Origin of the sequence: Bacillus sp. 491mf (genome assembly GCF_900112415.1) — a bacterium.
GTDB lineage: Bacteria > Bacillota > Bacilli > Bacillales > Bacillaceae_G > Bacillus_A.
Map to the genome: position 1 here is coordinate 1 of NZ_FOLV01000023.1, position 14,343 is coordinate 14,343.

The 14,343-nt window shown below is 33.4% G+C and carries 12 protein-coding genes; 8 read left to right on the forward strand and 4 right to left on the reverse strand.

The genetic code is table 11. The annotated features are described in order from the left end of the window. From BM211_RS17645 to BM211_RS17680, 7 genes are all read left to right on the forward strand, one after another. On the forward strand, positions 1–557 hold a 557-nt coding region (locus BM211_RS17645), incomplete at its 5' end, for a recombinase family protein (protein WP_141771664.1). Between the two features lie 2,018 nt (positions 558–2,575). Further along, positions 2,576–3,295, forward strand: coding sequence for a CRISPR-associated endoribonuclease Cas6 (cas6, locus tag BM211_RS17655; protein ID WP_090998765.1), 720 nt, complete (start codon positions 2,576–2,578; stop codon positions 3,293–3,295). After that, positions 3,292–4,998: a type I-B CRISPR-associated protein Cas8b1/Cst1 gene (gene cas8a1 / locus BM211_RS17660; RefSeq protein WP_090998767.1), complete on the forward strand. Its 1,707-nt coding sequence runs from the start codon at positions 3,292–3,294 to the stop codon at positions 4,996–4,998. Before cas6 ends, cas8a1 begins: the two co-directional genes overlap by 4 nt. Next, a complete protein-coding gene (cas7i, locus tag BM211_RS17665; RefSeq protein ID WP_090998768.1) occupies positions 4,998–5,915 on the forward strand; it encodes a type I-B CRISPR-associated protein Cas7/Cst2/DevR in 918 nt (305 codons plus the stop codon). Before cas8a1 ends, cas7i begins: the two co-directional genes overlap by 1 nt. Continuing rightward, the gene (gene cas5b, locus BM211_RS17670) at positions 5,905–6,576 is read left to right on the forward strand and encodes a type I-B CRISPR-associated protein Cas5b (RefSeq protein ID WP_090998770.1); all 672 of its coding nucleotides are present in this window, start codon (positions 5,905–5,907) and stop codon (positions 6,574–6,576) included. The genes cas7i and cas5b overlap by 11 nt, the downstream gene beginning before the upstream one ends. A 31-nt stretch (positions 6,577–6,607) precedes the next feature. Continuing rightward, positions 6,608–8,803, forward strand: coding sequence for a CRISPR-associated helicase/endonuclease Cas3 (locus tag BM211_RS17675; protein WP_090998772.1), 2,196 nt, complete (start codon positions 6,608–6,610; stop codon positions 8,801–8,803). Between the two features lie 1,381 nt (positions 8,804–10,184). Then, complete coding sequence (locus BM211_RS17680; protein WP_090998774.1) at positions 10,185–10,409, forward strand: helix-turn-helix domain-containing protein; 225 nt, start codon at positions 10,185–10,187, stop codon at positions 10,407–10,409. Between the two features lie 40 nt (positions 10,410–10,449). Here the strand turns inward: BM211_RS17680 and BM211_RS17685 are convergent, their stop codons facing one another. The 4 genes from BM211_RS17685 to BM211_RS17700 all read right to left on the reverse strand — a co-directional run bounded on the left by BM211_RS17685 (position 10,450) and on the right by BM211_RS17700 (position 12,778). Then, positions 10,450–11,067, reverse strand: a complete 618-nt coding sequence (locus BM211_RS17685) for a replication-relaxation family protein (protein ID WP_090998776.1) — start codon at positions 11,065–11,067, stop codon at positions 10,450–10,452. Continuing rightward, entirely contained in the window at positions 11,006–12,190 is a 1,185-nt protein-coding gene (locus BM211_RS17690) for an FtsK/SpoIIIE domain-containing protein (RefSeq protein ID WP_090998777.1), read from the reverse strand. Before BM211_RS17690 ends, BM211_RS17685 begins: the two co-directional genes overlap by 62 nt. 104 nt (positions 12,191–12,294) lie before the next feature. After that, positions 12,295–12,480 (reverse strand): hypothetical protein, encoded by a 186-nt coding sequence (locus BM211_RS17695; protein WP_090998779.1) that lies wholly within the window; start codon positions 12,478–12,480, stop codon positions 12,295–12,297. Between the two features lies 1 nt (position 12,481). Further along, positions 12,482–12,778 carry a hypothetical protein gene (locus BM211_RS17700; protein WP_090998781.1) on the reverse strand — a complete coding sequence of 99 codons (297 nt, stop codon included), beginning with the start codon at positions 12,776–12,778 and terminating at the stop codon, positions 12,482–12,484. 309 nt (positions 12,779–13,087) lie between these two features. On the opposite strand from BM211_RS17700, the gene BM211_RS17705 reads away from it, so the two are divergent. Continuing rightward, on the forward strand, positions 13,088–14,269 hold the full coding sequence (locus BM211_RS17705) for a DUF2726 domain-containing protein (protein WP_090998783.1): 1,182 nt from the start codon (positions 13,088–13,090) through the stop codon (positions 14,267–14,269). The last annotated feature ends 74 nt before the right edge of the window (positions 14,270–14,343 follow it).

Here is a 14,343-nt window from a genome sequence, read left to right on the forward strand (position 1 = left end):
AAATTCAGAATATGAAGAATTTAGGGATAGAAGATCGGGATATTTTCATAGATAAAGAATCTGGGAAAAATATGGAGCGAGAGAATTACCAAATGCTAAAACGTCTTGTTCGTACAGGAGATACCATTCTGTTTGACTCATTGACAAGACTTGGAAGAAATATGAATGATACATTAGAAGAATTTAGATACTATGAAAAGCATAAAGTGAATTTACAATTTATAAAGGAACCATATATTAACGTCAATTACACTGGAGAAAGTACAAATGACGTCATTCAGAGTGCAATTCAAAAAGCAACTCTTACAATATTATCAGCTTTTGCAGAAAAAGAGCGCATTGATATTAAACAACGTCAAGCTGAAGGAATTGCTCTTGCCAGAAAACAAGGTAAACGTTTAGGACGTCCTCCCGTCGAAATAACAGAAGAATTTACGGATGCTTACAAGGAATGGAAATCCGGTTCAATTACAGCAGTAGGAGCCATGAAAAAGTATGGCATCAAACGTTCTTCTTTTTATAAACTTGCTAAACAGTATGAAGAAAAAATAAAATAATAATTTGTCTTATTAACATTATCTAAAAAGGAACTTGTAGTGATTGCTACAAGTTCCTTTTGTTTTACTCTTGCTGTGTTTTTGCTCTTGTTGCTCTATATCCCATAACGTTCAGATAAAACTATCCAGTAATCAGTATTGTGAGTAGCGTATAAGTACTTTATATCCCATATAGTTCAGATAAAACTTGTAAAAAGAATTGCTCAAGAGTCAACTATGACATACTTTACATCCCATATGGTTCAGATAAAACTCCAACAGTCCCATTTTCGGTTCATCGGTTTGGCAATTTATATCCCGCATAGTTCAGATAAAACAACTTCCTCGGATAACCATCTCGTGGAATGTACATCTTTAGATCCCACATCGTTCAAATAAAACAAATTCGAAGTTCACTTCTTGTTGCTGTTTCTTGAAATTTATATCCCACATCGTTCAGATAAAGCTAGAAAATCGTTCTACGCTATATGCAATCGATTCTTCATTTATATCTCACTTAGTTCAGATAAAACTGGATGAAGAAAATTTATGTATGGGATCGAGTTGAATTTACATCCCACATAGTGAAGATAAAACATTAGCTACAACGGCTAACGCTACAGCAGCAGGCGTCTTTATATCCCATATGGTTCAGATAAAACTGTTATCAAAGTTGTTGAAGAAAAAATGTCTAAACTCTTTATATCCCATATCGTTCAAATAAAACAAGGATACAGTCACGACAAGTGTTAATCATTCCATCATTTATATCCCACTTGGTTCAGATAAAACAACTGGTCAAAACGATAATCCCAAAAAACTAATGACCTTTATATCCCACATAGTTCGAATAAAACTAAAAAAAGCTTATGAGGAGCTAGATGGACGTCAGCAATTTATATCCCCCATAGTTCAGATAAAACCAAATAAGATTGCTGACTCCATTGTATACGCTCTCACATTTATATCCCACATTGTTTAGATAAAACAATTTTAAGTATGATAAAAGGTGCTGTAAACAACATCTTTATATCCCATATCGTTTAAATAAAACAATGTCTGTATAAACTTCTTCAATTGTATAACCGTAATTTATATCCCATATAGTTTAGGTGAAACAGATTTACTCTCACTTTGTATAATTCACTAACACTCTTTATATCCCGTATAGTTCAGATAAAACGAACAGTCAGAGCGAACAATCATCAAAAGATTAAGGATTTATATCCCATATCGTTCAGATAAAACATACAGAAATTAGTTATCTTAATTGGTGCAGGTTTCTTTACATCCCATATTGTTCAGATAAAACTTGTAAGCCAGGAGAGCAATGGTTTTGGTACAACTTATTTATATCCCATACAGTGCAGATAAAACTAGCTTTGTAAAAATGCTTATTCCTTTTGGTGCAGACTTTATATCCCACATAGTTCAAATAAAACTATTTAAAACGGAAGATAAGACAAATAGTGAAATCGCCTTTATATCCCTCGTAGTTCAGATAAAACGGCATTAGAAGTTGTGTTTTCCTATCTGGTTCAAGACTTTATATCCCACATAGTTCTTATAAAACCTCTTTTTGGTACAGCCGGAATAGCTGCTGCTGGCATATTTATATCCCACGTAGTTCAAATAAAACCAGCGTTTTTCTGTGTATTCAACTTATCAACAACGTAATTTATATCCCGTATAGTTGAAATAAAACCCTATCTATATACAAGTGATACCCCTTATGATAGCAACATGTTACCATGTGTAGCAACCAGCATTTTGCAGCGAACGCTCAATCGTATTTTTATATTCTCGTAAAAACACGTAAAGACCTTGTCATATCATCATTTTTTGCATTTCCAAAGAAAACGAGGTTTACTGCAAAATTACAGAAATACCGCAGAACTTTTAATTTCAGTATATCGAATCAAAAAAAGTTTTCTTTACACAGGAAAAATTCCCATTTATTTCTATATATTTATTGAATCTTAATTTTCAGTATATTATAATAAATCTTATGTTCATACTAAAGATTAAGGAGGGAAATGATGAGATTGAAAGTAAGCTTTACTTGCAAAGTAATTCCTCTCTCGTATCGTTTTATGTTTGTGAGTTTTATCAAAGAAGCTCTAAAAACATCAAACGCAGTATATGCAGAGAACCTATATATCTTTGAGAATAAACCGAATAAAAAAAGCAAGAATTTTACGTTTTCCGTTTATCTTAAAGACTATGTTTTAAATAATGATGAATTCCTCCTACAGAACGGATTGGACTGGATTATTAGTTCACCTGATCCTGAATTCATTTCTTATCTAGTAGATGGTTTAAACCAAATTAAAGATTTTCAGTACAAAGGATACAAACTACAGAAGAAGAACATATCTATACTACCGGAAGTCAAAGTGAAAAGTGATACGGTAGTATTCCGCACCCTTTCCCCTATTTTTATTAAAGATCAAGATGGGAAACCTCTTGCTCCAACAGAAGAAGGTTATGAAGAGAGTTTCAATTATATTTGTGATATGACTTTGCGTAATTATCATGGAGAAGGCTTGAAAAAACCTTTACAATTCACACCTATGAATTTAACAAAACAAGTTGTAAAAGAAAAATTTGATAACACCCCCAATCACCAGCACTTTGAAGCTTATAAAGGAACATTCTTGTTAAAAGGAGACCAAGAAGACTTAGAAATCCTTCGTCAAATTGGTACATCCTTTAAAAAGTCACAAGGGTACGGCTGCGTGTCCGTGGAGTACCAATGATTCGATTATATTTAGAAGATTGGGCTACGAACACTGGTGTTTTGGGGTTTTATCGTATTTTAGAGCATGCTGAAACAGATTTATTTGAAATCGAAGAGACATATATAGACTTTGATCCAAAATTGCTTCACGACTTTCCGCAATGGTTTTTCAATTATGCTTTTGATATGTTTTCTGTTGCGAATGAAAAAGAAAATAAAATGAATACTGAACTAACATACGCTACATCTAATTTTAAACGTTCTAAAGACTCTATCTTTACTGATATTAAAGGTACAGAAAATAAGCTAAATAAGCGTTTGCCGATTGAAGGTGGAGCTTTAAAAGAATTGTTTAGCAGGAAAAAAGATGTATCAAACATTGAAGAATTAAAAACAATCACAAAAGATTATCTGGAGTTGTTAAAACAAAATCAAGTAAATGAAGTGCTAACATTAAATATGATTCGGTTTCGTTTAGGAGAACTACATGGGCAAACAAGTTTTTTACAAAGATCACGCAGTACCTTGAATCGTTCAGAACATGAAGAATTCCTTGCAAGAGACTTTGTTCAACCTATTTTACTAGAACAAGAGGTACTTTCTGTTCTTCGTTCTTCTAACAGCACTAACGAAGCAATAGAAAACTTAAACAAAATGATACAGCAATCTGATGAGGAAAATTTTAAAAAGTTAGTGAAACAAATAATTACGAAACTAAAGAAAGATGAATTACTGTATTGTCCTGTTATCGAGGGGCAATTTTCTCTTACAGATTACACAGAGGCGGTATTTCTTCCGAATGCAGTCAGTATAGCAAATGCAACGAATTACACATGGAATAATCAAAAAACGTTTCCTATATCTAATCTTTATCGATTAATCATGTTTTGTTCTGTTTTTGGGCTCTATAGAGATCACATAGACAAAGATACAGTAGTTTATTCCTTTATTCAAACTGATGAAGATTTTGAAACACTAGCGGAAATAAATGATTTATTTGTCACCAATAAAAAGCAAAACAATCCTTTTGAAGTCTTTTTATACGACACATTAAAAGAAGCCAAAGATAAAGCAAATTGGATTGCTAAAAATATGCTAATTGTTGAATTCCAAAATAGTGGAAAAAAGACGACTCTTACACAGAATTTTTTATCAGAACATGCCATTCAATACCTTCAAGAGCGCGGAGGAAAAGAGCTCGATCATATTAAATATCGACCGTTTCGAAACATAATCCTACGTAAGTTATTAAATGGAGAGTATTTTTTTCGTGATATCACTAACCAATTGAGGAAAAACGTAGATAACAATTATTCCAGTTATGATACGTATGCAGCCACTTTGGCTATGTTTCATTTAAATAGAATAAAGGAGTGTTATGGCATGTCTAACGAAACACGAGAAGCGCAATATGAATCTATGCAAAAGAGAATCCAATATGCGCTAATGGATGGACGCGAAGTACGTAGAAGACTAACTGAACGTGGAATGGAGAATAAGATTCCTGGCATTACTTACCGTCTGTTAAATGCCTTAACTACCAATAATCGTCAACAATTCTTTGAAACATTATTCCGCACCTTTTTATTAGTGGAAAAGAACACTTCTATGTATGTGGATGCTACAAGGGAACATAGTAATGAATTTGAAGGTATTGCAAGTGCTTTACTATCCGGATTAAATGACAAACCATATAAAAAAGAAGTGGAGGAAACAAACTAATGGCTGGATTAACATTAACGATCGTATTTCAAGGAGATTCATTAAATTATGGAGAAGGAATCGGTAATATCTCCGAATTAAAGAAATTTAATCGTGGAAATGGAGATGTTCATACATTTGCTTCACGGCAAGCTATTCGATACGATATGGTTCGTTTAGGAGCCGAGCGCTATAATTGGAACTTAGATACAGTTGGCCGTGACAAAGGTGAAGGGGAAGGAAAAAGCAAAAGCGTAGTTCAATATTCTCCTAGTGCTACCATTCAAGAGTCAGAAGAAATGGATTTATTTGGTTACATGAAAACTGTGAAAGGTGATATGGGGAACAAACGTCCAGCTAGCGTTCGTTTGTCTCATGCTGTTTCTCTTGAACCGTACCGAGGAGACTTAGAATTTTTAACAAATTTAGGACATGCTTCACGTATCAAAGAAAACCCAAATATCGCAACACATGAGCGGCATACAAGTTTATATTCTTATACCCTTACTATTGATTTAGATAAAATTGGTGTAGATGGAGAAATTGAATTACCACGTGAAGAAAAGGCAAGACGTATCAAGGAATTCTTAGAAATTGTATTTTCCTTAAATCGTAATATTCGCGGGCGACAAGAAGACTTATCTCCTTTGTTTGTAATTGGAGGTCTGTATGCTATTAATCAACCATATTTCTTAGGACGCACACAATTAGTTCCGACAAAACGTGAATATCGTTTAAATTCTATTATGCTACAAGAAATTTTAGAACGTCGCAGTATGGGACGGACTGTACAAGAACAAACGCATGTTGGTCTGTTATCTGGTGTTTTCGTGAATGAAGGGGAGTTGCGAACTCTTGTTTCAAGCGACTCAACCCATACAATTCAAGGTATGCTGGATAATCTATTACAACAAGTGGAGAATTATTATGTCGGCTAATACAGCGTTACGAATAAAGTTGTACCAACAAACTGCCTGTTACAAGAAACCAATGGCACAAAAAGCAAAGGAAACCTATCCTCTTCCACCATATAGTACGGTGAAGGGGTTCCTTCACTATGTATTAGTTGCAAATGAATTAATTCCAATGGAAATCAGCATCCAAGGTACTCACGAAGGAAAGCTGTTTGATTTGCAAACACATCATTTTTACAAGTCGAAAGAAGTTACTACAATGCCCATGCATGTTCATATGCTAAAAGAAATCTCCCTTATTTTCCATGTACGTGCCGAACAAGGTGTATTGGAACAATTACAAACAGCATTAGAAAATATCAATGAAGCACCAAACCTTGGTCGACGTGAAGATTTAGCGGTCATTGAAGACGTGAAATTCGTAACATTGAACGAAAAACATACAAAAGAAATCATTACACTAAAAAATGATTTCTATATACCACGTCATTGCATTGTTGATCGCCTTGATTATATGAATTATAAAGGGATTTCATATCGTTTAAATACGGTATATCAAGTGAAACAAGGAATTCGTACTTGGGAGACGGTTCAAACGCAGTTCTTCCGTAAAGGAGAAGGATTAAATTCACCTCAGTATATGGAAGATGAAGATGGCCATATTGTATTTTTCCATGCCTTATGAGTAGGCATGGATTTTTTTCAGGAGGGGAAACATGGAAGATTGCATTTACGCAAAGTGGGATCAGCAAACAAGAGAATTTGAAACATTACAAGAACACACAGGACGGGTATTAGAAAATTTATCTTTACTAAAACACTCGTATGGATCTCTGTTGTCAGAAGAGATTTGGCAACTTGCACAAGTAGCTGCCCAATACCATGATGCGGGAAAGATTTATGAGGGATTTCAACAAATTATTAAACTTAATATGGGGTTATCTCCTTTAACAAAACAAGAAATTGAAAAGAAATATCCAAATGTTCCCCATGCTTTTATTTCCTTACTTTGTGTTCCATTCTTAGAATTACATTATTCCCAAAGTACAGAACGGGTTGTGAAAGAGGCAATTGCACATCATCATGTACGAAACGTAATGTTTGATGCCCAAATACTAAATGCAGTTTTACCAGATTTAAAAGGAAAAATAGACCGTTTGGAGCAAGAATTGTGTTGTTCTGTTAATAAAGATCTTGATACTACAACTATAGGTTGGAAGCCAATTAAGAAAAAGGATAAAGAATATCCTCTCCTTGTGCTTGTAAAGGGACTTTTAAATCGTGTAGATCATGCGGCTTCTGCGGGAGAACTTGTCGAATATCATGCAGACAAAGGAGTTGGGACCTATGTCGATGAATTCCTAAAAAGGAATGGTCATAAACCACGCAATCTACAACTCTTTTCTTACGAGAATCGAAACAAGAATATTGTGGCTGTTGCACAAACTGGTATGGGAAAAACAGAAGCTTCTTTATTTTGGATTGATGAAGCGAAAGGTTTTATTACGCTTCCCATCCGTGTAAGTTTAAATGCCTTGTATGAGCGTATAACAAACGGAATGGGATATGTAGATGAAGAGGGGCAAGCGATTGCTGGATTGCTACACAGTGGTAGCGTGGATTTTCTACAGACATTAAACAACGATTACGAAACCAATGAACTTATTTATGAACAGTCTCGTTTATTGAGTAAAAAGTTAACATTCAGTACAATTGATCAAATTTTGAAGTTTCCATTTTTATTTCGAGGATATGAGAAATACTTAGCCACAATGGCGTACTCTAAGATAGTATTAGATGAAATACAGGGTTATTCTCCGAAAATCTTAGCTGTTTTACTCAAAGCATTGGAAATGATTCACCAATTAGGCGGAAAATTTATGATTATGACCGCTACACTTCCTACTGTTTTTATGGAAACAATGGAGAAACGAGGAAAAATCAAGGTAAGTGATTTTGTAAAAGAGGAATTCTATAATGACTTAATTCGTCACCGCATATCTATACGTAAAACAAAGATTGATGAGGATTTAGAACATATTCGTGAAGTTGGACGAAATAAACGTGTATTGATTATTGCTAATACTGTAAAAGAGGCAAAACGTATATATGGGCTGTTTCATAATGAAAATGTAAGGTTGTTGCACACGCAATTTATTCAAAAGGATCGTGCCGTTTTAGAAGAAGAAATTAAGAAATTCGCACCAAATGATAAAAACCGCGAAGAACAAAGTGGTATTTGGATTGCCACACAGCTTGTAGAAGCTTCATTAGATATTGATTTTGATTTGTTATTTACTGAAATCTCTACATTAGATAGCTTATTTCAGCGTTTAGGTCGTTGTTATCGTGGAAGAGCCTATGAGGGTACAGAACCTAATGTTTTTATTTATACAGAAGCACAAGGGATAGGATTCGTTTATGATGAGGATATTGTTCATAACGGTTTAAAACTTTTAGAATCCTTTAACGGACAAACACTGCATGAGAAAACAAAAATGGAGTTTGTCGAAACGTTATATAAAACAGAAAATCTAAGCAAAAAATACTTAGATGAATTCTACCAAGCTTTAAAGGTACTAGATAAACTTCCACTAAACGATATGAGAAATACAGAAGCACAAAGGTTGTTGCGTGATATTGATAATTATCAAGTTATTCCCTGTTCTGTATATACAGAGAATCGTGCGCTATTTACTACATTTAAACGGGAAAAAGATCCAAATCAGCGAAAATTATTACGAATGCAAATCGAAAGGCTTACAACTTCGATTTCTAGAAAACAAGTTCAACAAAACGGAATAGAAACAGAAGAAATTGATATTTCTGGTCTTCAATACATTCGTATTTTACGTTGTAAGTACGATTTTGATAAAGAAAAGATAACAGGAACAGGAATTGTACTTCCGTAATTTTGTAGTGAACCTCACTACTGTCAAACATACAGAAAATCTTACTATGACAAGGTCTTTCAGCATGTTTGAAGAGCATGCAAAAACATGAACAATGGTTTACTGCAAAACGTTGGTTGCTACACATGGTAACATGTTGCTATCATAAGGGGTATCACTTGTATATAGATAGGGTTTTATTTCAACTATACGGGATATAAAGAATTGACCAAGTATAGAAGGAATGGTTAATGCAAGGTTTTATTTCAACTATACGGGATATAAAGTTAAATAATCTACCTAATACACCAATTGATTCATTAGGTTTTATTTGAACTATTTGGGATATAAAGGTCGGATTAAAATCTAATAAGCGTAACTCCTTCCCGTTTTCTCTGAACCGTATGGGATATAAGTAAATTAAGCCAACCATCTTTTTCAGCATATACAACATTTTATCTGAACTATGCGGGATATAAAGTACTGTGAGGTTGAATCTAGAGTTTCACTAAATGGTGTTTTATCTGAACTATACGGGATATAAATCCTCATATTGTTATAATAAGTCTCACATGTTCTTATCGTTTTATTTCAACTAAATGGGATATAAATTCCATTTACATCTTGACTATACATAACAACTACTTAAGTTTTATCTGAACCATGTGGGATATAAAGCTCGACTGGAACGATACATTGTCACCCATATAATCGTTTTATCTGAACTAAGTGGGATATAAAAACATGTACTGTTACACCTTCTTTTGGCGTTAATACTGTTTTATCTGAACGATATGGGATGTAAATATGTATGCTTTTGATTTAGAGAATCAAGACTTAGAGTTTTATTTCAACTATTCGGGATATAAAATATGCAATCGACTTAGGTAATGATGTGAGCTTTAAACGAATATAAACAATACAAATTGCATTATTAAACTGTACACACTAAAAAATGCAAACCTTAATTCTAGGTTTGCATTTTTTATATCCTATTATGGTGCGTGAAATTTTAAAAAACCTTTATTGAAAATAAACATGGACGAATAGTATTCGACATATTACGAATGCGTTTATATAAAATAATTAAAAGTAAATTACCAATCTATGAAACACAAAAAAGCTGAATCCCTTCTTACAGAAGGAGTTTCAGCTTTTTATTTTTTAAGCATACCCTTTACAACAAGTTGCAATTATACTTCAGTTTATTCGCAACTTGTAGCTATTAATATGTATGCCATATTCCACAAAAAAAATACAAAAATCTTTTAAGCTCTTAATCTATTTTAAATATATGCACCATCAAAACGACGTATGCACCATTCGTGGTGAAAATGTATAAACCAAATTAAAAGTGTCCAAAATAATAGCTAAATAGAGAGGAAGAAAGGAAGGTACTTTTATGAAAGGAAAGCGTAAAAATCGCACAAAATTAGGAAAGTGGTTGGATCAGCATGGAATAGAACAACAAGAATTAGAACAAGAAACTGGAGTTAGTCGTAATACAATTTCTAGACTATGTAATAATAAAACTCATATCCCGAGTTTCCCTGTTGTTCAAAAAGTTATCCGAGCGGTAAGAAAAGTTGAAAGGAATGCTAAAATAACCGACTTTTGGGATATGTAAAAAACACAAGGCAAATAATTTTACCTTGTGTTTTTTTATTCTATAAAATATCTTTTAATAAAAATGTACGAACATATACATTATATTTCACTCCATAATCCTCTAGTTTTTTTTCTCGATAATCTGATATCGTAAAAAACAAAACATTAGGTACTATATTATTTTGCTTTCTATATATTTTAGTTATTAATCCATAATACTGTATTTTTTCTTCGTTTACTTTCATGTGTTGTAACCTATCAATCTCAACAAAATAGGGCACTTGGTCCTTAACATAGTAAGCATCTGGGACAATTGTTTTTTCTCCATTTTGATATCGAAATTGAATGACTTGCTCTATTTTCCAATCAGGAAAATCTAACCACATCCAAGCTTCGTTTCGTAAAATAATATGCTCAAGCTGATGTTTTTTTTTACGTTGATTAGGATCTAATCCTAAAAGAGCAAGACCTTTCTTGTTGAGATAATATACATATTCTCGATTATAAGAAGTTACATGACAATATTGGCGAAGATCTTTTAAGACACGATTTGCATTTCGAATACTTCCTAAGGCATGAATAGCCTGTAATTGCCTTCTGGTAGCAAATTCAAGCTTACTTAAACTCAATAAAATCTCGATGTGTCTCGCTTTTTGTTTGAGTTTTTGGTGTTTCATTTTGTTTAGTCACCTCATATTCTTGTAAAAGCTCTCTCATCTTTTTATCAGATAAATAAGGGACTTGTAACTCATATATCCGATCTGTTTTGAACAATGCTCTTCCTGGCAAAGAAGGTAAGTTCTCCAATCCTGACTCATCCAACACAACTTGTGAAGCTACTGTAGTGGGTAATCGGAACCCTAATTTTGCATCACTCATTTGTTTTACAACCGAGGGCACAGAAGTTACAGTAGGATATTGGGTAGCTAGTATTAATCGAACACCTAATGCCCCACCGATACGTGAAATATGGCTTAGCATATACTGACATTCTTCTAACATTCTATTCACATGCTTTGGCAATCCTTTTGCCGGTGCAAGAACAGCACCTTCATCAACTATGACAAAAAAACGATCCTTTTCTTTTGTCTGAACAATATTTTTCATCCTATTTTCCTTCATATACTTCCCGCGCTGATGCATTAGAGCCATAACCTTAACAAGTACTTCATGTGCTCTTTCAGGGCTGTCAGCGACTTCCACAACTTGCTTTAAATCTTGGTATTCTGCAAATTCTAATCCTTCTTCTTTTAGATCTATAATAAAAAAATAAGTATGGTTTGGATTGGATTTAATAAGGGAAGTAACCAACACCTTCAAAAAAACTGTTTTCCCCATACGCGTTAAACCGCCCATAAGTAAATGTGGTGTCTGATCGAAATTATGATATAAAGTTGTATCTAATGTTTTTCCTATTGCAACCTCCCAAGTACCAGGTCGTATCAATTCTTCATTCCATTTCCATTTCTTTGGAATATCTTCTTCAAACACTTGAACATAGAGGAAAGGGGATTCATAGTGAATTTTGACAGGTTTATTTAATCCTTCAGCAATAACTTCATCTAATTTTTTGATAAGTTGCGAGGGGATTCCTAATGGCAGCTCATAAATATAGACCATGCTCTTTTCTTTTTCTTCTTGTCTTTTGAATCTAGGATACTCTAACTTACTTTTTTCTTTCACACAAATATTAGCGATTTCAAAAAATCTTGCGATCTTTTTTTTATCACTTTGTTTGTAATTTTTATTAAAAATTGCAACAGTAATCATAACAGCAGGAATTGTTAAAAGTTCTAACATACTTCTTTACCTCCTTATATGGAGGTAGTTGAGGAAAAGTGGAAGGAGAACAATGTTTGACCAATCTATATTGCAGTAACGTTCCTTAACTACCAGATAAGTGTCTAACGTAGAAATACATCTAGCATATCACGTAGCACATACCACACTGTACCAATGAGCAAGCATTTGAGACCCGCACGTAGCACCCAATCGGGAAGGTTTAAACCTTTCTTTTTCAATAATTTAATTCCTAAAACTGAAGCACCAGTCACACCATAAACAATTCCTAACTCTCCAATGATTGTCATGTTATTTCCATCCTTTCGGCTTGATGGATAGCTTTCCTTGGCAATCTTTGTACAATTGATAATCATCAAGCAATTCATTCCAAGACACAGCCTGTTCATCACCATATAAATCCTCTTCAATTTTTTGACTTAAATAATAATAGCCTCGATATTGTCGGTCTAGGTATACCTCATGACGCAACATGTGTTCCTGTATAGCACAAATATCGTCCTCCTTATTTGTTTTATTAAACATTTGAAGTAAGGTTTTAGAAGAATACAAGTAGGGTGTACTATACAACATTTGATATTGGCTCACATATCCTCACCATCCACATGAAATTCTAGGTTCTCTAGATACATATGATTGTGATACCATATTTTGAATTTGTACCCGAAAAAAGGACACCTTGTGTCCTCTTAAAGATAAATATCTAAAGAGGGTTTTTGAATCATTAGAGGTATATTACTAACAATAAGAAAAACGCGACGTTTGTAAAAAAAGATGCGATGCTTTATCTCTTCAATCAAAGAATTCTAAATGAGTTTTAATCTGATTTTTTATAAAACGTAAAGTTCATTTAAAAAGAAAAGGATTCAAATAGATATTTTATCAAGGAGAAATAAAATGCCAAAGAAAAAGACATTTGAGGAAGTAAAACAAGCATTTAATGCACGAGGTTATAGCTTATTAGAAACTGAATATAAGGGTCAACTGTTTAAAATGAAATTTATCTGTCCCAATCATACTGATAAGGATACTGAAATCACATATAAACAACTTGCTAGAGGTGAGGGCTGTAAGTATTGTGGTATAGAAAAGGTAGCAAAAGCAGTATCCGAATCCAGAAGAAAATACTCTATTGAAGATGTAAAGAAAGCTTTGAAACGAAATGGTTGTGAGCTTTTAGATGTAAGAAAACCTTATCGTAACGACAAAGAGCCAATTCACTACAGATGTAAGTGTGGTAAAGTATGTAAAACAAGTTTTCAAAACTATAAAAGAGGCTCTGGATTATGTAAAAGCTGTACAGGAAAACAAAAGTCTTTAAAATGGACTTACGAAGAAATTAGTAAAGAATTTGAAAAAGAAGGATGTATCCTTCTGTCTAAAGAAATTCACACTTGCAAAAAATTATCTTATATATGTTCATGTGGTAATATGGCAGAAGTCAACCTTCAGAACTTTAGAAGAGGGAATAGGTGTAAGGAATGTGCTAATGAACGAAAGAGAAATAATTATGAGGATATCAAGAAGAAGTTTGAAGAATATGGTTGTACATTACTAACAACAAAGTATAAAAGCTCAACATTTCAGAAACTAGATTACATCTGTTCTTGCGGAAATCATCATTCTATAAGACTTCTAGCATTCCAGAGAGGAGAAAGATGTCCCCAATGTTCATCTATTTCTAAAGGCGAAAAGGCAATACTGCATTTTCTTGAAACGAACAGTATCCAACACAAGTACCAATATATTATAAAAGAGTGTAAAAATATTAATCCTTTACCATTTGACTTCGTTGTTTTTGATAAGACAAACTCAATTAAGTGTCTTATCGAATTTGATGGAAGGCACCATTACATTCCAATAAAAAAATGGGGAGGAGATGAATATTTTGAGGAAATAAAGAAGCATGACAAAATCAAAAATGAGTATTGTCACACTAACAGCATTCCTCTTTACAGGATTTCATACAAAGAATTAAGGAAAGTGGAGGAAATTCTTACAGAGATATTGCTAAAAAATAATGGCAAATACATTACTAAATATCTGGCGAAAGCAGATAATTTAACAGTAGTACCTTAGACAGCTCATATATTCAAAAAAATTTTTTAGACAAACGAAAAACCACCCTTTCTTATCGCCGTCGCAAGCAAAAG